The organism is Deinococcus maricopensis DSM 21211, assembly GCF_000186385.1.
In the GTDB taxonomy this organism is placed as follows: domain Bacteria; phylum Deinococcota; class Deinococci; order Deinococcales; family Deinococcaceae; genus Deinococcus_B; species Deinococcus_B maricopensis.
Window position 1 is genome coordinate 747,956 of record NC_014958.1, and the last position, 20,364, is coordinate 768,319.

Annotated in this window: 17 protein-coding genes; 9 read left to right on the forward strand and 8 right to left on the reverse strand. The window is 71.0% G+C overall.

Features of this window, described 5'->3' with window-relative positions; genetic code table 11:
* The first annotated feature begins 23 nt into the window (after window positions 1-23).
* Entirely contained in the window at window positions 24-410 is a 387-nt protein-coding gene (locus DEIMA_RS03360; RefSeq protein ID WP_013555822.1) for a hypothetical protein, read from the forward strand.
* A gap of 52 nt (window positions 411-462) precedes the next feature.
* Here DEIMA_RS03360 and DEIMA_RS03365 read toward each other — a convergent pair whose 3' ends face one another.
* Window positions 463-1,506 (reverse strand): outer membrane protein assembly factor BamB family protein, encoded by a 1,044-nt coding sequence (locus DEIMA_RS03365; protein WP_013555823.1) that lies wholly within the window; start codon window positions 1,504-1,506, stop codon window positions 463-465.
* Window positions 1,507-1,684: 178 nt separating this feature from the next.
* On the opposite strand from DEIMA_RS03365, the gene DEIMA_RS03370 reads away from it, so the two are divergent.
* The 3 genes from DEIMA_RS03370 to DEIMA_RS03380 all read left to right on the forward strand — a co-directional run bounded on the left by DEIMA_RS03370 (window position 1,685) and on the right by DEIMA_RS03380 (window position 5,326).
* Entirely contained in the window at window positions 1,685-3,520 is a 1,836-nt protein-coding gene (locus DEIMA_RS03370) for an SARP family transcriptional regulator (RefSeq protein ID WP_013555824.1), read from the forward strand.
* A 109-nt stretch (window positions 3,521-3,629) separates the two neighbouring features.
* Window positions 3,630-4,676, forward strand: a complete 1,047-nt coding sequence (locus DEIMA_RS03375; protein WP_013555825.1) for a hypothetical protein — start codon at window positions 3,630-3,632, stop codon at window positions 4,674-4,676.
* Window positions 4,673-5,326, forward strand: coding sequence for a hypothetical protein (locus tag DEIMA_RS03380; RefSeq protein ID WP_013555826.1), 654 nt, complete (start codon window positions 4,673-4,675; stop codon window positions 5,324-5,326). The genes DEIMA_RS03375 and DEIMA_RS03380 overlap by 4 nt, the downstream gene beginning before the upstream one ends.
* Before the next feature lie 32 nt (window positions 5,327-5,358).
* On the opposite strand, the gene DEIMA_RS03385 is transcribed toward DEIMA_RS03380, so the two are convergent.
* The 3 genes from DEIMA_RS03385 to DEIMA_RS03395 all read right to left on the reverse strand — a co-directional run bounded on the left by DEIMA_RS03385 (window position 5,359) and on the right by DEIMA_RS03395 (window position 9,943).
* On the reverse strand, window positions 5,359-7,845 hold the full coding sequence (locus DEIMA_RS03385; RefSeq protein ID WP_013555827.1) for a primosomal protein N' family DNA-binding protein: 2,487 nt from the start codon (window positions 7,843-7,845) through the stop codon (window positions 5,359-5,361).
* Window positions 7,846-7,945: 100 nt separating this feature from the next.
* Window positions 7,946-9,493, reverse strand: a complete 1,548-nt coding sequence (locus tag DEIMA_RS03390; RefSeq protein WP_013555828.1) for a catalase — start codon at window positions 9,491-9,493, stop codon at window positions 7,946-7,948.
* Window positions 9,494-9,508: 15 nt separating this feature from the next.
* On the reverse strand, window positions 9,509-9,943 hold the full coding sequence (locus tag DEIMA_RS03395) for an OsmC family protein (protein WP_013555829.1): 435 nt from the start codon (window positions 9,941-9,943) through the stop codon (window positions 9,509-9,511).
* A gap of 189 nt (window positions 9,944-10,132) precedes the next feature.
* Between DEIMA_RS03395 and DEIMA_RS03400 the strand changes: the two genes are divergently transcribed.
* A complete protein-coding gene (locus tag DEIMA_RS03400; protein WP_013555830.1) occupies window positions 10,133-10,615 on the forward strand; it encodes a MarR family winged helix-turn-helix transcriptional regulator in 483 nt (160 codons plus the stop codon).
* 58 nt (window positions 10,616-10,673) lie between these two features.
* Here the strand turns inward: DEIMA_RS03400 and DEIMA_RS03405 are convergent, their stop codons facing one another.
* The 3 genes from DEIMA_RS03405 to DEIMA_RS03415 form a co-directional block, all read right to left on the reverse strand.
* Window positions 10,674-11,564: a ComEC/Rec2 family competence protein gene (locus DEIMA_RS03405; protein WP_013555831.1), complete on the reverse strand. Its 891-nt coding sequence runs from the start codon at window positions 11,562-11,564 to the stop codon at window positions 10,674-10,676.
* Between the two features lie 241 nt (window positions 11,565-11,805).
* Window positions 11,806-12,795 (reverse strand): YpdA family putative bacillithiol disulfide reductase, encoded by a 990-nt coding sequence (locus DEIMA_RS03410; RefSeq protein WP_013555832.1) that lies wholly within the window; start codon window positions 12,793-12,795, stop codon window positions 11,806-11,808.
* An 84-nt stretch (window positions 12,796-12,879) separates the two neighbouring features.
* The gene (locus DEIMA_RS03415) at window positions 12,880-13,773 is read right to left on the reverse strand and encodes an ABC transporter substrate-binding protein (RefSeq protein WP_013555833.1); all 894 of its coding nucleotides are present in this window, start codon (window positions 13,771-13,773) and stop codon (window positions 12,880-12,882) included.
* 139 nt (window positions 13,774-13,912) lie between these two features.
* On the opposite strand from DEIMA_RS03415, the gene fumC reads away from it, so the two are divergent.
* Both fumC and DEIMA_RS03425 read left to right on the forward strand, forming a co-directional pair.
* Entirely contained in the window at window positions 13,913-15,313 is a 1,401-nt protein-coding gene (fumC, locus tag DEIMA_RS03420; RefSeq protein WP_013555834.1) for a class II fumarate hydratase, read from the forward strand.
* 135 nt (window positions 15,314-15,448) lie between these two features.
* Complete coding sequence (locus DEIMA_RS03425; protein WP_013555835.1) at window positions 15,449-16,648, forward strand: polysaccharide deacetylase family protein; 1,200 nt, start codon at window positions 15,449-15,451, stop codon at window positions 16,646-16,648.
* 154 nt (window positions 16,649-16,802) lie between these two features.
* Here DEIMA_RS03425 and DEIMA_RS03430 read toward each other — a convergent pair whose 3' ends face one another.
* Window positions 16,803-17,765 (reverse strand): sugar-binding transcriptional regulator, encoded by a 963-nt coding sequence (locus tag DEIMA_RS03430; protein ID WP_013555836.1) that lies wholly within the window; start codon window positions 17,763-17,765, stop codon window positions 16,803-16,805.
* A 179-nt stretch (window positions 17,766-17,944) separates the two neighbouring features.
* Here DEIMA_RS03430 and DEIMA_RS03435 point away from each other — a divergent pair, with 179 nt between their 5' ends.
* Both DEIMA_RS03435 and glpK read left to right on the forward strand, forming a co-directional pair.
* Window positions 17,945-18,772: an MIP/aquaporin family protein gene (locus tag DEIMA_RS03435; RefSeq protein ID WP_013555837.1), complete on the forward strand. Its 828-nt coding sequence runs from the start codon at window positions 17,945-17,947 to the stop codon at window positions 18,770-18,772.
* A gap of 19 nt (window positions 18,773-18,791) precedes the next feature.
* Window positions 18,792-20,303, forward strand: a complete 1,512-nt coding sequence (glpK, locus tag DEIMA_RS03440) for a glycerol kinase GlpK (protein ID WP_013555838.1) — start codon at window positions 18,792-18,794, stop codon at window positions 20,301-20,303.
* The last annotated feature ends 61 nt before the right edge of the window (window positions 20,304-20,364 follow it).

Below are 20,364 nucleotides of genomic sequence, written 5' to 3' on the forward strand. Positions count from 1 at the left end.
GGCGCCCCTGATCCCTTGAGCGGGTGAACGACCACCCTCGTACCCTGCGCGCCCTGAATGGCCTGACGCTGCTGGCCGCGCTCATGGCCCTCGGTCACCTCGCCGTGCTGCTGGGCCAGACGTTCCCGCACGCGGTGAACCTCCTGACCAGCATGAACGCCCCCTTGAACCTGGTGCAGCGGACGGTGATCGTTGCGGTCATGGCCATCCCCACCACGGTGTGGCTGGGGCTGTGCGCGCTCGCCGCTGTGGCGCTGGTCGTGCAGGCGTTCGCCGGGCGGCGGCCCGCCTGGTTACGCGTACTGACGACCCTCACCATAGTGGCGGTGCTGCTCACCACGCACACCCTCCTGACAGACGCTGTGGCCACTGCCCTGCAAGTCGTCTCGGAAGCCCTGCAGGAACCCTGAACGGGCAGGAGGGGCGCAGGGTACCCTGCGCCCCTCCTGCCCTGGCGGGCGTTCAGCTGGCGTGCGCGGTTGCGCGCGCGGACGGACGCGCACTCGCCCACGCGATCAGCATCTGGCGTGCTGGGTCGTGCGTGAGGTGCGGGGTGCTGACATGTCCGGGCAGGTGCGGGAACAGGCCCGACAGCGCGAGCGCCCGGCCGGAAGCGGCGCACAGCGCGTGCAGGCGGCCGCACGCCGCGTACACGGTGCCGCCCACCAGCAGCGCCGAGGTGCACGGCGTCTCACCGGTAAAGACCCAGCGCGTCTCGCCCGTGAAGGCGTCCAGGGCCGTCAGGTGCGCGCTGCCGTCAGCGGCGACGAGGACCACATCCGCGCCGGCTTGCAGCACCGCGAGGGGCGCGCCGCCCGGCGCGCGGGCCCAAAGCGGCTGCCCGGCGGCCGTGAAGGCCTGCACCGTGCCGCCGTCCCGCGCGGCGAATACGTGCGCGCCTCGGGCGCTCAGGTGCGCGTGGCCGGTGCCGGGCAGGGCGCGGCTCCACAGGAGCTGACCCGTGCGGGCGTCAATGGCGCTCAGGTGGGCGTCCGTGGTGGCGTACGCCACACCTTCGGCGTACGCGACGGCGTGCAGGTCACCGGACGCCACCCACGTCCAGGTGGGCGCGCCGTCGGCGCCGAGGGCCGTGAGGGTGCGCGCGGCGGGCACGATGACCGGCGCCGTGTCCACGCCGTACAGAAACGGCAGGTGAGCAGCGACCATAACGCCGCCGGGCAGGCGGCGCGGTTCGGAGCCATGGGTGTCGCGCGCGCACAGGTGGCCGTCCGCGTCGGCGTGGAGGATGAGGTCGCCGAGCGTGGTGCAGCGTGCGCCGTCCATATGACCGGGCGCGGTCCAGGTGGCGTGGCGCTGGTCCGGGCGGAACGCCACCGTGATGGGCTCACCGGTCACGGCGTCCGGACGGGTGACGGCCAGGAGCGCGCCGAGCAGCGCCGGGCCGGTGTCACCGGGGGCGTCATGCAGCCAGGCGGCGGGCAGCAGTTCGGAAGTGGGGGCGGCACTAAAGAGGGGGAGGGCGTACAGGGCGGGCGTGCGGGACAAGAACCATCACCTCTTCGAGTCGGATGCGGGGGGCGCCACGCTTCGAGCATGAGAATGGTCACATCTGACCAATGCTCGGTCAGTGTAAGCCCCAATGAGTTAAGAATCGGTTGCCCTAAAACATTGACTTTTGCACATTTACGGCTCATCGGTTTGTCAGGAATGCGTAAACTGCAGCATGCGCGGCGCACGCCATTTCGACGACGGCCAGTATGCCCAGGTGGTCGCAGAACTCAGCGGCTGGATGGACCTCACCCCCGAAGAACTCTGCCTGCTGGGCCGAGCGGAACTGCGCCTCGGCCTGTACGACCCCGCCGAACTGCACCTGCTGCGCACCCACCTGAACGGCGTGCCCGACGCCACCGTCGAATACGGCGAGGTGCTGCGCGTCACCGGCCGCGCCCCCGCCGCCCGAGACCACCTGCTGCGCGCCCTGCCCACCCTCACCGAACGCGACGCGCAGCGCGCCCGGCACGTGCTCGCGCAGGCGCACCTCGACCTGGGCGACACCGACACCGCCATCACGCTCGCGCAGGCCGCCGCACACGGCCTGCTGGCCCTCGCCGCCGAGGACGACGCCTCGCAGGCGCTCGTGACCGTCGCCGACGCCACCGCGCTGCGCGGCGACCTCGCGCGCGCCGAACGCCTGCTGCGCCTCGCCCTCACCGTCCTGGTCGGCGCACCCGACCCGGGCCCGCGCCTGCGCGGCCTGCTGCTGCTCGCCCGCATCCTCGCGCTGCGCGGCGACGAGCCCGGCGCGCAGGCCACCCTCGACGAGATGCAGCCGCTGCTGCTGCTCGACGGCGCCGCGCAGGCCCGCATTGCCCTAGCGGTCATGCTCGTCGAGTGGAGTGACCTGCTCGCCGACCAGCCCGGTCTGGACGCCCGCCTCGCCGAGGCGCGCGCCCTCGCCGCGCGCGCCCAGGACACCCGCGCCCTCAACCGCCTCGCCATCATCCACGCGGACACCGTGAGCGCGCAGGGCGACCACGCGCGCGCCCTGCGGGAACTCGCGCGCGCCCCGCACCCCGAGGACCCCTACCTGTGGGCCGCCGAGGGGCGCGCCGCCATGCGCCGCCACGACCTGACCCGCGCCGAAACGCACCTGCGCGCCGCGCACGGGTTCTTCGGGCAGGCGAACTGGCCGCTCGATGAGGTGCGCACGCGCTTGGACCTCGCCGAGGCGTACCTCGGTGCCGGCCGGCTCGACGCCGCCCGCGCGGAACTGCACGTCGCGCTGCCGCGGCTGCTGCGCCTGCAGGAGACGCGCGCGGTCCGCGCCCTCGTGGAAGTCCACCCGGACCTGCTGCGCGAGGCGAACGCCGACCCGGCCCTCGTCCCGTACGTGCAGGCGACACTGGACGTCGCGGACGCCGCGCGCACCACAGGCGCGCCCGTGCGCGTCATCACCTTCGGGCGGCAGCAGGTGCTGCGCCGCACCGTCCCGCTGCCGCTGCGCGCCGCCGTGCCAGTACTGACGCTGCTCGCGCTCGAACCGGACCGCACGCGGCACGAGCTGGAGCTCGCGCTGTACCCGGACCGCCCGCCCGGCGCCGCCGCGAGCGCCGTGAAGCTCGCGCTGCACGCCATCCGGCAGCACCTCGGCGCGGACGCCGTGGAAACCAGCGGTCCATACCGGGACAAACGCTACCGCCTGAGCGCGCACCTCAACCTGGAGCTCGACGCCGTGCAGTACCTCGAAGCGCTGCGCGTGCAGGACGTCGGCCGGGCCTTTCACCTGTACGGTGGGCCGTTCCTGCCCAACCACGAGGAGGGCGAATGGGTGCAGGTGCGGCGCGAGGAGGCGCGCATCGGTTTGAAATCAGTTGTTTCCTCACGTATTGCGTCGTACCGCGCGATCGGCGACTGGCCGCGCGCGCGGTTCCTGTGCGAGGAACTGATTCGCCGCGACCCAGACGACCCCGAGCCGCACGCGTGGCTGCACGACATCGCCCGCGACGCCGGCGACCCGCTGCTGCTCGCGCGCACCCGCGCGCACCTCGAGGAGGCCTGAGCGGTACATGAGATAATCCTTCTACCTTGAACGGTTTGCGGGGCGGAACCTAAAGCCCCCTTCCAGCGCCGCTCAGGTGCCGCGCGGAGGCACCCCGTACGGTGGGCGCATGACGCTCGCCCCCACACGCCCCCGCACCCCGGCCCGCCGAGCGGCGCGCCGCGACCCGCTCGGCCCGCTGCTCCGCACCCTCCCCGACGCGCACCGCGAACACGTGCTGCTCCTGCGCCCTGACGGCACCCTCACCGGCACCAGCCGCGCCCTGCAGGACGCCTTCACGGTCGTGCACGTGCCCGCCCTGCGCGCCGCCGCCGACGGCCCCGCCGGCGTCTTCGCGGGCCTGCTCAGCATCTTCACGCCCCGCGCCGGCGGACGCGGCGTGCACGTCGAATGCCAGGATGAGAAGAGCGGCCCGTACCGCCGCGTGTACAGCAAACCCGGCTACGCGTACCAGGCGAGCCGCGTGTACCTCCCCACCGACACCACCGGCGAGATGAAAGAAGAAAAGAACGCCGGGCATGGCGACACCGCGTTCGTGTACATGGGCGGCTGGGGCGGCCGCGGCGGCGCCGTCGACGCCGGCTTCCAGCACGGCCGTTACGGCGGTGGTGCGCAGGACGACTGGGCGCCGTTCTTCCTCGTGCAGCAGGTGGGCGCCGCGAGCGCCGTCACCGTCGCGCGCGACAAGCAGGCCAGCGGCGCGCCCTGGCGCCTGCTCGCCGGCCAGAGCGCCAGCCTGAAATTCTGGGTGAGCCGCGTGGACGGCCAGCCGCACGTGAACATGACCGCCATGGGCACCACCAGCGTCGACCACACCCAGAGCACCCTCACCCTCAGTGCGCCCGTGGACGCCAGCTTCGACTGGAACCCCGAGGGCGGCGCGAACATCCTCAAGCGCATGACCACCATCGGGCAGACGTACGGGCAGCAGAACCTCCAGAGCGGCAGCTTCATGCGCGGCGTGCGCTGGAGCGACAGCCTCATCGGCCAGACCGAAGCGGCCGCGCACCTGTGGGGCGCCGACGACACCGGCGGCTACTGCAGCTTCCCCGACCCGAAAGCGCCCGAAGGGCAACGCGCCGACGGCAGCGGCCCCAAATGGACCGTGCAGTTCGTCAGCGCCGCCGAAGAAACCGACAGCGTGGTGCTGCAATGAACGCCGCCACCCGGGGACGCGCCCTGCTGACGCTGCTCGCCACCAGCACCGCCGCCGCCGTCTCGCCCCTGCAGCCCCAGGCCGCGCACGTCCACATCGGCGCGCTCGCCTGGGTGTACGACGACGCGACCCTCCCTGCCCTCGTGAATGGCCGCGTGCAGGTGCCCGCCCTGCACGCCTGCGCCCTGCTCGGCGCCCCCTGCACCCTGACCGGCGCGACCCTGCGCGTGGGCGCGGCAGCGCTGCCCGCCCGTAACGGCACCGTCGCCCTCAAGGCCCTCGCGGACGCGCTGCGGCTCGGCGTCGCCTGGGACGAGCGCGCGAAGGTCGCCACCGTCGCCCTCCCCACCAGCGGTTTCGCGTTCGACGCGCAGACCCTCGCGCGGGAACGCGCGAACGGCACCCTGCCGCCCAGCCCGAACGTGCGCGTCGTGACCGGCGCGAACCTGCTGTCCGTCGTCGGCCCCGGCCCGCTGCGCAGCTTCACGCTGTTCACGCCCGGCGAGGGCGGCACCCTCACGTACCTCGGCAGCCTCGCGCCCAGCACGCCCGACAACCCCGGCCAGGACCCCTGCAACGGACAATTGTGCTCCGTGGCGTTCGGCCCGGACGGCCTCCGCGCCCCGTACGCCGTCGCGTACGTCCAGTAACCGGCAGCGCGCCCCCGAACGCGCGCGGGGCCTCAGAGGCCCCCGCGCGGATTCACGTCCACCCGGAACCGCGCGCCGCTCGGCCGCTCCAACCGCCCCAGCAGCTCCGCGAGGCGCGCCTCGCTGCCCGCCCGCAGCAGCAGCTGATACGGGTACGCGCCCTTCACGCGCGCCACCGCGCCCGGCGCCGGCCCGATCAGCTCCTCCGGCCGCGCGCCGCTCCCCAACAGCGCCGCCGCCACCGCTCGCGCCGCCGCGTCCGCCCGCGCCTGATCCCGCGACGTGATCTCCAGCTGCGCCATCACGGAGTGCGGCGGGTACTTCAGGGTCTGCCGCAACCCGTACTCCTGCCGGGGGTAATGGTCGGCGCTCTGCGCGTCCAGCACGCTCAGCAGCGCCGGGTGCTTCGCCTGGAACGTCTGCACGACCAGCAGCGGCGCCCGCTCCGGGTGCCACACGAGCAGCTGCCGCAGCAGCCGGTGGTACCGCTCCGACGCGCGGAAGTCCGACACGTTCAGCCACGTGTCCGCGAGCGTCACCCCGACCACCGCGAGGTCCGCGGGCGCCTCCGTGCCCAGCAACGCCTGCGTGCCCACGACCACGCCCGGCGCGCCCGCGCGCAGCGCCGTCAGGTCGTCCTGCACCTCCTTGTCGAAACGGTAGATCGGGAAGTCCGGCAGCAGCCGCCGCACCTCCTGCGCAATCCACTCCGTGCCGGGCCCGCGCGTGCGCCACAGCTGCTCCCCGCACTTCTCGCAGCGGTCATGCATCGGCTCGCCGTACCCGCACTGATGGCACTCCAGGCGCCGCCGCTCACGGTGAAAGCGCAGCGGCACGTCGCAGTTCCGGCACTGCGGCGTGTGGTCGCAGTTCGGGCAGTTCACGAGCGCCGCGTACCCGCGCCGAGGCGCGAGCAGCGCCGCCGCCCGCCCGCGCTCCGCCACCTGCCGCAGCACCCGCGCGAGATCATGCGAGATCGGGTACCCGAGATCGCCGGGCTTGAGGTGCACGCCGCTCAGCGGCCCCATGCTCGGCTGCTCCGGCGGGTTCGCGTAATCCACGACGTGCACGCGCGCGCGCGGCGGCGGCAGCACCACGCCCTCCACCGGCAGGCTCTCCACGGCCGGCACCGTCCCGACCAGGGCGAGCACACCCCCCGCGGCGCGCGCCGCGCGCGCCGCGACGTCCGGCACGAACGCGTGCGAGCCGCTCAGCAGCTTGTGCGCGTCGCTGGCCTCTTCCAGCACGACCGTGAGGGCGACGTCCGCGAGGGGCGCCGACAGCGCGTGGTGCGTGCCGATCACCAGGCGGGCCAGGCCGGACTGCACGAGCTGCCAGGTGTACTCGCGCGCGTCGTCGTTCAACTGCCCGCTCACCAGCACCGCGCGCGTGTCCGTCTCGGCCGCGAGGCCAGACAGGTCCTCCCACGCGCGCCGCACGCTCGCGTGATCCGGACCGACAATGAGGACGCCGCGACCCACGCCCAGCAAGCGCCGGATGCGCGCCGCGAGCCGCCGGTGCCGGTCCAGCGCGCGGCCGCCGTGCAGGCGCCACACCGGGGCTTCCGGCAGGTCATCCGGGGTGGGGCGCGGGCCGCGCGCGCCCGGCGCGGGCAGCGGCGGCGGCGGCGCCGGCACGTCCACGCTCTCCGCCCAGCCGCGCGCGAGCAGCGACGCGATGCTGCTCACGCTCGCGCCCGCGCCGTCCGCCCAGGCGCGCTGGCTCAACGCCGGACCGTGCGCCTGCAACCACACCCACGCGGGCGGCGGCGGCAGCGGCACCTCCACCACTTCGGCCCAGCCCCGCTCCACGACGGCATTCACGACCGACGCACTCACGCCCGCACTGTCCGCCCAGGCGCCCGCGCCCTCTGCTGGACCGTGCGCGCGTAGCCACGCCCACGCCGCCTCCTGCTTCGGCGTGAGCTTCCCCGGGCCCGCGTCGCGCGCCGCGAACCCACCGGTCACGCGGTGACGGACGTCCACGTGCGCCACGTCACGCGCGCGGTACGCCGTGACCGTCCGCGCACGCGGCTCGAACGTCTCGTCCAACAGGCCCTGCGCACGAATGGCGTCCAGCAGCGCTTCATCGAAAGCGCCCGCGTCCGTCCAGGCGGCGGTGGGCACGCGCCGCCCGAACGGGCTGAGGTCCGCGTCCGGCACGGCCCGCACGCGGTGCGTGACGCGCGCCTCCCAGCCGACCCCCACGAAGTCGCACCACAGCAGCCCGAGCGGCGTGCGCGCGAGCTGCGCGTGCTCCTGCAGTGCCGCCACGAACCCGGCATTCACCCAGGGGCGCCCGCCGTCCAGCACGGCCACAACCTCACGCAGGCGGTGCCCGCTCGCGTCGTCCGCGCCGACGACCACACCGACCTGCAGTTTCCCCTGCCACGGCACCAGCACCCGCGCGCCCACCGGCGCGGGGCCGCCGTGCCCGTGCGGCGGCGCAAACGCGTACGCCGGGATGGGGAGCGGCACCACCACCAGCCAGGCGGGGGAGGGGAGGGCACCGTCGGACATCGCGCCCAGTATCGAGCAAACCCGAGGGCGCCGGATGTGCCCGGCGCCCTGTATGAGTCCTGCGCGTGTGCTCACGCCATTGGCGGCGACGCCTGCGTCGTCAGTACGGCTGGGCTTCGTGGCCCTGCGTTTCGGCCTGCTGCACGGCCGCTTCCTGCTTGGCCTTGATGGTGTCCACGTCGAGCTTGAGGCCTTCGGCGACGCGGCGGCCGTAGTCGGCGTCGCACTGCGACAGCAGGTACACCATGCGTTCCTGGATGTGCGGTTCGGCGTCGCCGAGGCCGCTCACGAGGTTCGCGATGAGCTCGTCGCGTTCGAAGTCGCTGAACAGGCGGTAGCGTTCGCCCGCCTGCCCGAAGTCGTTGGTCTTCTCGATCTTCTGGCGCACGAGGCGGCCGCTGACTTCCGGCTGGTGTTCCACGCCGGCCGGCTGCGCTTCGTGCAGGCCGCCGAGCGAGGACGGTTCGTAGTTCACGTGCGGGTTCGTGCCGGTCTGGTCGACGTGGTACGCCATCTGCCCGCCGCGCTGGTGGGTGGCGACGCGCGTTTTGGGCGCGTTGATGGGGAGCTGCAGGTAGTTGCTGCCCACGCGGTAGCGCTGCGTGTCGCTGTACGAGAAGGTGCGGCCCTGCAGGAGCTTGTCGTCGCTGAAGTCGAGGCCGTCCACGAGGACGCCCGTGCCGAACGCGACCTGTTCGGTTTCTGCGTGGTAGTCGGTGACGTTGCGGTCGAGGACCATGCGGCCGACCGGCAGGAACGGGAACTGGTCTTCCGGCCAGAGTTTGGTGGGGTCGAGCGGGTCGAAGTCGAGTTCGGGATGCTCGCCGTCCTCCATGATCTGCACGCACAGTTCCCATTCGGGGAAGTCGCCGCGTTCGATGGCGAGGTACAGGTCCTGCGTGGCGTGGTTGAAGTTCTTGCTCTGAATCTGTTCCGCTTCGGCCTGGGTGAGGTTGCGGATGCCCTGCTTGGGTTCCCAGTGGTACTTCACGAGGACGCCGACGCCGTCCTTGTTGACCCATTTGTAGGTGTTCACGCCGCTGCCCTGCATCTCGCGGTAGTTAGCGGGGATGCCCCAGGGGCTGAACAGGAAGGTGATCATGTGCATCGCTTCGGGGGTGTTGCTGACGAAGTCGAAGAAGCGGCCCATGTGCTGCACGTTGGTGATCGGGTCGGGTTTGAAGGCGTGCACCATGTCGGGGAACTTCATGGCGTCGCGGATGAAGAACACCTTGAGGTTGTTGCCCACGAGGTCCCAGTTGCCGTCTTCGGTGTAGAACTTCACGGCGAAGCCGCGCGGGTCGCGGAGCGTTTCGGGCGAGTGGCCGCCGTGGATGACGCTGGAGAAGCGGACGAACACGGGCGTGCGTTTGCCGTTCTCCTGGAAGAGTTTCGCGCGGGTGTACGTGCTGACGGGTTCGTCGCCGACGGTGCCGTACGCTTCGAAGTACCCGTGGGCGCCGGCGCCGCGGGCGTGGACGACGCGTTCGGGGATGCGTTCGCGGTCGAAGTGCGTGATCTTCTCGAGGAAGTGGTAGTTCTCGAGGGTGGTGGGGCCGCGGCGGCCGACGGTGCGGTTGTTCTGGTTGTCGGTGACGGGGTGGCCCTGGCGGGTGGTGAGGATGCGGGGGTTGTTCTGGTCGCTCATGCGGTCCTCCTGCGGTTACTCGAGGGTGGCTTCGACGGTGATCTGAAGGTTGCCGCGCAGCGCGCCGGACACGGGGCAGCCCTGCTCGGCCTGTTCGGCGAGCGCCTGGAATTGCGTCTGGTCGAGGCCGTCGGCTTTGCCGCGGACGACGAGGTGCATGGTGGTGAGTTTCGGGCCGCCGTCCATGCTCATGCCGAGGGTCGCTTCGGTGGCGAGGTCGCGCGGTTCGTACCCGGCGGTTTTGAGGACGTTGCTGAACGCCATGGTGAAGCAGCCGGCGTGCGCGGCGGCGATGAGTTCCTCGGGGTTAGTGCCGGGCTGGTCCTCGAAGCGGGTGCGGAAGCTGTAGGGTGCGGCCTGCAGGACGCCGCTGGGGGTGGTGATGGTGCCGCTGCCGCTCTTGAGGTCGCCGGTCCATTGCGCGTTGGCTTTTCGGTGGATGTTCGCCATGAGGTGCTCCTTGAACGGGTTGGGTGAGGGCGGTGGGCGCCGCGCCTGAGGTCAGGGCGGCGAGCCGTTGGGGCTGGCCACACAATACTTTGCACACAAACTAATTGCCAGCCTGGGCATGCCATACTCCCTAACACACGCCCGCCCGCCCGAACTCGCCGCCGGACACTGAATGAAGGGACGACGAGCATGACCACCCGCAAACTGCCGTCCGACACCCCCAGCCAGCACCTCGAGGACCAGCTGTGCCTCGACCTGTACGTCGCGTCCCGCGCCATCATCGGCGCGTACCGCCCCTACCTCCACCCGCACGACCTCACGTACCCGCAGTACCTCGTGCTCCTCACCCTGTGGGACCACGGCCCGCAAAGCCTGAAGGCCCTGAGCGCCCGCCTCACCCTCGACGCCGGCACCCTCAGCCCGCTGCTCAAACGCCTCGAAGGCCGCGGGTACATCACCCGGGCCCGCGCGCCCCACGACGACCGCGCCCTCGCCATCACCCTCACGCCCACTGGCGAGGCCCTCAAGGCCACGCTCGCCGACGTCCCCCATCAGGTCGCGTGCATGACCGGCCTCAGCCCCCGCCAGTGGCGCGACCTGCGCGTCGCGCTGCAGGCCCTCACCGTCAGCCTCGGCACGACCGACAACGCCCCCCCCGACGACCCGCAGTAACCCCCTACGCCGCGGGCCGCAGCTCGCCGGCCCGAAAGCCCACGACCGGGTGCATCCATCAGGGCCGTTCCGGCTGAAGCTCGAACGACCCGTCCGCCTGCACGGTCACGGTCACCGTGCCGTTGCGGTCCGTGCGGTACACCTTCGCGCCCACGCTCTTGTACAGGTTCAGGGCGGTGCGCGTCGGGTGCCCGTAGTTGTTCTTCCCGACGCCGATCACGACGTTCTGGGGCTGCACTGCCGCGAGCCACGCGGCGTTGTCGCCGTTCGCGGCGCCGTGGTGGATACTCTTGTACACGTTCACGGGGCCCAGGCCGTCCAGTGCGCCCGCGGCCAGCCACGCTTTCGTCTCGGCCGTTTCGCTGTCGCCGGTCATCAGCGCGCGGAACGCCCCGAACTTCACCAGCACCCCCACCGAATTCAGGTTCTGGTCGTCCGGCATCCCGGCGGGCGGCGGCAGGATCTGCACGGTCGCGTCGCCCAGCGTGAACGTCCGCGCGGACGCCTTCACGAACGTCGTCTTCTGCGCTTGCAGGGCGTCCACGAGGCGCCGCCACGTGTCGGTGGTGCCCGCCAGGCCGCTGTTCACGAAGTAGCGCACTTTCGCGTCCTTCGCGACGGCTTCCAGGCCCGCGATGTGGTCGAAGTCCGCGTGCGACGCGACCATCAGGTCCACCTGATGCACCCCGAACGCCTGCAGGTGCGCGCGCATGCGCGTGGTGCTGCGCCCCCCGTCGTACAGCATCGTCTTGCCGTCGCTGGTCGTGACGAGCACGGCGTCACCCTGCCCGACATCCAGGAAGCGCAGGGTGAGCGTCCCCGACGGGCGGTCCGGCTTCGTGCGGGTGCCGGCGCTGCTGGCCCCCGCGTCTGCCTGGTCGCCTTTCTTGGGGGTGCAGGCGCTGAGCGCCACGAGCGTCACGGCAAGCAGAAGGGAGAAGCGCACCATGCTTCAGGGTAACGCGCGCACCTGAGCGGCGCGTGGCCCGCCCGGGCCATACAGCGCGGCGCCCCCTCGGATGAGGGGGCGCCAGCGTGCGCGTGCGGCTCGGCGTCCGAGAACCCCGCCTGGGCGGGTTGTCGATGCGTTCCGGAGTGGACGCTTTACCGGCCTTCAGGGTACGTGCGGGGGCGCCGCGCGGCATCCCCCGAAAGGCGTATGTCGAAATCGCCACACGCGTGGCTGGTCCTCAGCGGGCCAGCAGCGTCCCGCTCGCCAGCTGCCGCACGATCTCCTCAACGGCCACGACCGCGTGGTGCCGGCCGTTCTCGATGAACACCTGGTTCGTGCGCCCCGCGAAGCCCGCGCTGCCCGCCACGAACAGCCCCGGCACGCTGCTCTCGAAGTGCTCGTTCAGGACCAGACATTCGTCCTCGTGCTGCGCGAGGCCCAGGCCCTCCAGGAACGACAGGTCCGGGCGGTACCCGGTGAGCGCGAACGTGAAGTGCGTTGGCAGTTCCCACGCGCCGTCCGGGCCGTCCACGATGACGCTGTCCTCGCGGATTTCCGTGACGCGCGAGTTGAAGTGCGCCTGGATGCTGCCCTCCCGGATGCGGTTCTCAAGGTCCGGGCGCACCCAGTACTTGATGGTGCTCTTGAGTTCGGGTGCGCGGACGATCATGGTGACGTTCGCGCCGCCGCGCCACAGGTCGAGGGCGGCGTCCGCGGCGCTGTTGCCCGCGCCGAGCACCGTGACGTTCAGTTTCCAGAACGGGTGCGCCTCGGTGTAGTAGTGTGAGACGTTCTCGGCGTCCTCACCGGGAATGCCGAGCTGCACCGGGTTGTCGTAGTACCCGGTGGCGACGATCACGCGCCGCGCCTCGAACGTGCCGGGCGTCCCGTCGCGCCGCTCGGCTTCCACCGTGAAGCCCGCCGGGGCGGCGTGCACGCGCGTCACCTCGGTGTACTGCTCGATGTTGAGGGCCTCGCGGTCCGCGACGAGGCGGTAGTACATCAGGGCGTCCTTGCGGTCGGGCTTGTCGTGCCCGGTGACCATGGGGTGCCCGCCGATTTCCAGTTCCGGCGCGGTCGTGAAGAACGACATGTACGTCGGGTAATCGAAGATTGCGTTCACGACGCAGCCTTTTTCCAGCACCACGTAACTGAGGCCCGCGCGTTTGCACGCGATGGCCGCTGCGAGCCCCACCGGGCCCGCTCCGATAATCGCCACATCGAACATGTCCCGAATTGTGTCACGCGGACACCCGCGCGGACCGTGACGCGGCAAACGCCCCCGCCCAGGGAGCGGGGCGTTCAGGGCGCCTCAATTCCCGAGGTACTGTTCGAGGTCGTCGAGGACGCGGTTCGCGGCGAGAATGCCGATGCCCAGGAACCAGTGGTCGTCGTTCACCGCGAAGGCCCGCTTGTTCCGCACGGCGTTGAGGCGCGCCCACAGGGGACTGCTCAGGAACGCGCGCTGGTCGGTGGCGTCGGCGGGACCGTAGGTGCTGTAGAACAGCACGCTGCCGTCCGCGGCGGGCAGGCCCTCGGCGCTGATAACGTCCGAGAAGGTGTCCTTGCGCTGCGTGGCGGGGCGCAGCAGGCCGGCGTCGTCAAGGATGGTGCCGATGAAGTTCGCACGCTGCATCAGGCGCACCTGCCCGGGCACGAAGCGCAGGACGCTGATGGTGGTGCGTTTGCGGTCCACGCGGACCTGCAGTTTCTTGAGGCGCGCGTAGTAGGTCGAGAGGAGTTTGTTCGCCTGCGCTTCGCGGCCGAGCGCGCGGGCGTCGAGTTTGAGGTTGTCCTTCCAGACGACCCCGACCGTTTCGGCCATGACGGTCGGCGCGATGCGGCTGAGCTGCGCGTACAGGTTCCCGTGCCGGAGTTTGCTGCTGAGAATCAGGTCTGGTTTGAGCGCCAGGATGCGTTCCAGGCTGGGCTGCTGGATGGTGCCGACGTCGGCGACGCCGTCGGTGCGCCCCTTGAGGTAGGTGGGGAAGCCGCTGCCGAGCGCCGTGACGGCACCGACGGGTTTCACGCCGAGCGCGAGGACGCTGTCGAGTTCGCCGGTGTCGAGGACGATGACGCGTTTCGGGCTGTTGGGCACGCAGGTGGTGCCCATGGCGTGTTTCACGGTGCGGCCGGTGCAGGAGGTGTCCTGCGCGGCGGCGGTGCCGAGCGCGGCGGTCAGGAGCAGCGGGAGGAGTCGTTTCATGCGGAACCTGCTTTCTGGGGGGAAGGCGCCCGGCCTTAATCCGAGCGCAACGGTCGGAATAATACGGTGGCGGGTCGCCGCTCGGCAACGCACCGCTGTTCCCCGCAGCGTAACGAGCGCCCCGCGTTACACTCGCGTCATGACGAACACCCGCATCGAATCCGACACCATGGGCCAGCTGGACGTCGAATCCAGCCGCTACTGGGGCGCGCAGACGCAGCGCAGCATCCAGAACTTCCCCATCGGCCGCGACACGTTCGTGTGGGGCCGCCCGGTCATCCGCGCGCTCGGCATCCTCAAAAAAGGCGCCGCGCAGGCCAACGCGGACCTCGGCGAACTCCCCGGCAACATCGCCGACCTGATCGTCCAGGCCGCCGACGAGGTCATCGCCGGCAACCTCGACGACCACTTCCCCCTCGTGGTCTTCCAGACCGGCAGCGGCACCCAGAGCAACATGAACGCCAACGAGGTCATCAGCAACCGCGCCATTGAAATCGCCGGCGGCGAGATGGGCAGCAAGAAACCCGTCCACCCCAACGACCACGTGAACCGCGGCCAGAGCAGCAACGACACCTTCCCGACCGCCATGCACATTGCCGTCGTGCTGGAACTCAACGAACGCCTGTACGGCGCCGTCGCCAAGCTCCGCGACACCCTCGCCGCCAAGGCCGAGCAGCACAAGGGCCTCGTGAAGGTCGGCCGCACGCACCTGCAGGACGCCACGCCCATCACGCTCGGGCAGGAAATCGGCGGCTGGGTCGCGCAACTCGACTACGCCCTCGCGGAAGTCCGCCACGCCGAAAAAGGCCTGTACCAGCTCGCCATCGGCGGCACCGCCGTCGGCACCGGCCTGAACGCGCACCCGCAGTTCGGCGACCTCGCCGCGAAGAAATACAGCGAGGAAACCGGCTTCCCGTTCGTCAGCGCCGACGACAAGTTCGCCGCGCTCAGCGCGCACGACGCGCTCGTGCAGACCAGCGCCGCGCTGCGCACCCTCGCGGGCGCCCTCATGAAAATGGCGAACGACGTGCGCTGGCTCGCGTCCGGCCCCCGCAACGGCATCGGCGAGATCACCATTCCCGAGAACGAACCCGGCAGCAGCATCATGCCCGGCAAGGTCAACCCCACCCAGAGCGAGGCGCTCACCATGGTGGCCACGCGCGTGTTCGGCAATGACGCCACCGTCGCGTTCGCGGGCAGCCAGGGGAACTTCCAGCTCAACGTCTTCAAGCCCGTGATGGTGCACGCCGTGCTGGAAAGCATCCGCCTCATCGCGGACGCCAGCCTCGCCTTCAACGACAACTGCGCCGTCGGCATCGAACCGAACCTCGAGCGCATCCAGCACAACCTCGACATCAACCTGATGCAGGTGACCGCCCTGAACCGCCACATCGGCTACGACAAGGCGGCCGCCATCGCCAAGAAGGCCCATAAGGAAGGCACCAGCCTCAAGGACGCGGCCCTGGCGCTCGGGTACGTCACCGAGGAGCAGTTCGCCGACTGGGTCAAGCCCATCGAAATGACCCGCCCCACGATCTGAGCACCCCACGAGCAGGGCGGCCCCGGCAGTGGGCCGCCCTTTTGGGTTGCGGGGAAGCTGCCTGGGCAGCGGTCACCGGTGCTGGTCTGCACATTCGCGCCGCGTCGCCACAGAACTTGCCACAATGAAGATCCTGTGAAGTTTCGCACCTTCGCCCTGACCCTGCTGATGCTGACGGCCCCCGCCGCCCCCGCCGTCCCCACCACGCCTGGGCAGGTGCAACCCGTCGCGCCCGGCACCCGCGCCGAAACGGCCCTGCCGCAACTGCACCTCACGCCGCCCATCCCGCAGGTCGCGCACATCGAGTACGCCAGCAACGGCCACCTCACCGTCGCGCACGCCCTGCTGCTGCTCCAGCCCGACGAGCAGGCCCGCGCCCGCACCCTCGCCGCCGAAACCGCACGCCGCGCCCTCCAGGCCCTCCCCACCCTGAGCGAGGTGGACGTCAGCGTGTACCACCGCAGCACCTACGCCGGCCCGGGCGGCCCGCTGCCGCTGTTCACCGCGAGCGTCCCGCGCGCGCGCCTGCAGGACTTCGCGCGGTACGCCACGAACGCCGGGCCGTACGAGCGCGCCTGGACGAACCCCCGCCCGGACGCGCCCGGCGGGTCGGTCTGGCCCGCCCGCCCGCGCCCGCCCGAGGCGCTGGCCACCCGCACCCGCGCGCTCGCGGCGTACGGCGCGAACCGCTTCGCGGCGCGCCTGCTCGGCGGGGACCGCGACGGCCTGATCTACTGGGGCAACACCGGCCAGCCTCTCGCGGCGCTCACGTTCGATGACGCGCCGCACCCGCTGTACGCGCCGCTCGTGCTGGACGCCCTGCGGCGCGCGGGCGTGCGCGCGACGTTCTTCTGCATCGGCCGGAACGCCGAGGCGTACCCGTACTTCGTGCGCGACATGGTCGCGCAGGGCCACGAGGTCGCGAACCACACGTACCACCACGTGCGCCTGCCGGACCTGCCCGCCGCGCAGGTCCGCGAGGAACTTCTGCGCACGAACGCCGTGCTGCAGGGCATCACGGGCCGCCCCGTGCGGTACTTCCGCCCGCCCGGCGGGCGCTTCACGCCGCAGGTGCTGGACGCCGCGCGCGACGCCGGGCTCGTCACGGCGTTCTGGACGAACGACCCGGCGGACTTCGCGAACCACGGCGACACCGTCCTGCTCGGGCGCCTGGATCGCCTGCGCGGCGACGGTATCGCTCTGCTGCACGACAACGCGCCCGCCGCCCTCCGTATCCTCCCGGAGTTCCTGCAGCGCATGAATGCGCGCCGCCTGCGGCTGGTTTCCCTGGGTGAACTGGCCGGCACCTTTCGCCCCGTCGTCGCGCGGAAGTAGACGCGGGGGCACCCGGGGGCCCCGACCACGGATACGCGGCCTAGGGCCACGCCCTGAGACGCGCGCCGTGGCCCGTGCACCCGGCGCATAGACTTGACGTGGGCTGCATACCGGGCTAAACTATTTTTATCACCGCCGAAGAAGGCGGCTTTTTTTATGCCTCCTGCAGGAGGGCGCGGGCGGTGGGTTCGTCCACCACGAGGGTGTTCATCAGGCGGCCCCGCAGCGCCGCGCGCAGCGCCTCGACCTTCCCGAGGCCGCTCACGACGCAGATGGCGTGCGGCACGCGCGTCATGAGGGTCAGGTCCGGGCCGCTCGCGCGGGCGTTCATGGGGACGTTCGCGTGCGTGCCGTCCGCGCGGAAGAACACCGTGGCGATGTCGCCCACCACGCCGTCACGCTGCAGCGCCTCCAGGTCCGCCGGGTCGAGGTACGCGCCCGCGTACACGTGGCTGGGGGTGCGCGCGTTGGTGCTGCCGACCGAGTAGAGCAGCACGTCCGCGCGGTCCTGTAGTTCCAGCACATGCTGGACGCTGCGTTCGCGCCACATGGCGGCCTTGGTGTGCGGGTCGTCGAAGAAGGTCGGCACGGGGAAGAGGTACGCGCGCGCGTCGTAGTTGCGGGCGAGGCGCTGCAGTGTGTCGGTGACGAAGCCGTTCATCAGGTCGAGGGGGCTGGCGCTGCCGTTAAGCTGCACGAACGTGAGGTCGGGGACGCTGCGGGGCGTGAGGGCGCGGCTGACGGCGGCGAGGGTATTGCCCCACGCGAGGCCGACGACGTGGCGGGGGCGCAGGGTGTTGCTGAGGACCTGCGCGGTGTGCTGCGCGACGCGTTCCAGCCAGACGTCCTCGGTGCTGCCGGGGGGGACGCTGACGACGTGCGGGGTGAGGAACGGGTACGCGCTGCGCAGGTCGCCTTCGAGCGCCTGCGGGTGGGCGCTGGGGTCATGGATGCGGATCTCGACGAGGCCGGCGCGGCGGGCGTGGGTGAGCAGCCGGGACACCTTGGGGCGCGACAGGCCGAGTTCCTGGGCGATGGCGTCGGTGGTAAGGCCCTGGTAGTAGTACAGGCGCGCGACCTGCACGGCCAGCGCGTTGGTGTTGGAGGCGGCGGTCATGACGGTGCGTTCAGGGTAGCGCACCGGCCTAGACGGACACGCCCGGATTTGAACACTTGTTCATCATGCTTGACAAATCGTTCAATATGGGCCGAAGATTGCCCTGAACAGCACACTTCAGGTCGCGGGCCCCGGCTCGCGCTTCGCGTGAACGCTCATGCGAGGCAAGGGAGGAACGTATGACATTCACACGCACGCAGGAGTTCATGGCCGAACTGCTCGGCACGATGGTCCTCATCCTGTTCGGATGCGGCGTCGTCGCCATGGTGGTCCTCTTCGCCAACACCAACCCCACGATCCCCGGACAGATCGTGAACGGCGGCTACACCAACATCACCCTCGGGTGGGGCTTCGCCGTGCTCATGGGCATCTTCATCAGCGGCACCATCAGCGGCGCCCACCTCAACCCCGCCGTCACCATCGGCCTCGCCGCCACCGGCCGCTTCCCCTGGCGCAAAGTCGCGCACTACATCGCCGCGCAACTCATCGGCGCGTTCATCGGCGCGGCCATCGTGTTCGCCGTGTACCACGCCAAATGGATCCAGTTCGACCCCGGCCTCGCCAGCACCGCCGGCGTCTTCAGCACCTTCCCGGCCGTGCCCGGCTTCTGGCCCGGCTTCATTGACCAGGTGGTCGGCACCGCGCTGCTCATGGCCCTGATCCTCGCCATCGGCGACAAGCTCAACAACCCGCTCGGCGCGAACTGGGGCGGCCTCGCTGTCGCGTTCCTCGTGATGGCCATCGGCATGAGCTTCGGCGGCATGCACGGCTACGCCATCAACCCCGCCCGCGACCTCGGCCCGCGCCTGTTCTCCGCCCTCGCCGGCTTCCAGAACACCGGCTTCCAGAATGGCGTCTGGCTCGTGCCTGTCCTCGGCCCCATCGTGGGCGCCGTCATCGGCGCGTTCGTGTACGACCTCGGCATCGGCCGCACCCTGAATCGCGCGCACCTCGCCGCGCAGGGCGAACAGGGCGTCGACCCCGCGTACAACCTCGAAACCCGCTAACGCCGAAAGGACCCACCGCATGAGCCAGCTCAGCCAGGAACAGTTCATCCTCGCCCTCGACCAGGGCACCACCAGCAGCCGCGCCATCGTCTTCGACCGCACCGGGAACATCCGCGCGACCGCGCAGAAGGAATTCCGTCAGATCTTCCCGCAGCCCGGCTGGGTGGAGCACGACGCCACCGAAATCTGGAGCACCCAGATCGGCGTGGCGCAGGAAGCGCTCGCCAAAGCGGGCCTGCGCGCCAGCAACGTCGCCGGCATCGGCATCACCAACCAGCGCGAAACGGTCGTCGTGTGGGACCGCAAGACTGGCCAGCCCATCCACCACGCCATCGTGTGGCAGGACCGCCGCACCGCCGCGTACTGCGACGAGCTGCGCGACGCCGGACACGAGCAGACCATCCGCGAGAAGACCGGCCTGCTGATCGACGCGTACTTCAGCGGCACCAAACTCAAGTGGATCCTCGACCACGTGGACGGCGCGCGTGAACGCGCCGCGCGCGGCGAACTCGCGTTCGGCACGGTGGACTCCTGGCTGGTGTTCAACCTCACCGGCGGACACCTGCACATCACGGACGCCACCAACGCCAGCCGCACGCTGCTCTACAACATCCACACCGGCGACTGGGACGACGACCTGCTGCGCCTGCTGGACGTGCCCCGCGAGGTCCTGCCGGAGGTGCGCGGCAGCAGCGAGGTGTACGGCGAGACCGCCGAAGGGCTGTTCGGCACGCGCATCAAGGTCGCCGGGATTGCCGGGGACCAGCAGGCCGCGACGTTCGGGCAGGCGTGCCTGGAGCGCGGCATGGCGAAAAACACCTACGGCACCGGCTGCTTCATGCTGATGAACACCGCCGGGGAGGCCGTGCCGAGCCAGAACAAGCTGCTGACCACCGTCGCGTGGCAGCTGGGCGGCGAGCGCACGTACGCGCTGGAAGGCAGCGTGTTCGTGGCGGGCGCGGTGGTGCAGTGGCTGCGCGACGGCCTGAAGATCATCCGCAGCAGCAGCGAGGTCGAAGCGCTCGCCAGCAGCGTGGCGAGCAGCGAGGGCGTGTTCCTGGTGCCGGCGTTCGTGGGGCTGGGCGCGCCGTACTGGGACAGCTACGCGCGCGGCACCATGGTGGGCCTGACGCGCGGCACGACCGCCGCGCACATCGCGCGCGCGGCGCTGGAAGCCATCGCGTACCAGTCGGCGGAGGTGCTGCAGGCCATGGAGCACGATTCCGGCGCGGCCCTGAAGGAACTGCGCGTGGACGGCGGCGCCAGCACCAACAACACGCTGATGCAGTTCCAAGCGGACGTGCTGGGCGTGCAGGTCGTGCGGCCGAAGGTCACGGAGACGACGGCGCTGGGCGCGGCGTACCTGGCGGGCCTGGCGGTGGGGTACTGGAGCAGCACCGAGGAGATCACGACGCAGTGGGCGGAGGACCGGTGCTTCGAGCCGCAGATGACTGCGGACGAGCGCAGCGCGCGCATGGCGAAGTGGCGCCGCGCGGTGGAGCGCGCGCGCGACTGGGACCGCGAGCTGTAACGCCACCCCGGACGCTGTGGCGGAGGGGCGGTCCGGGCTGCCGGTCGCCCCTTTCCCACGC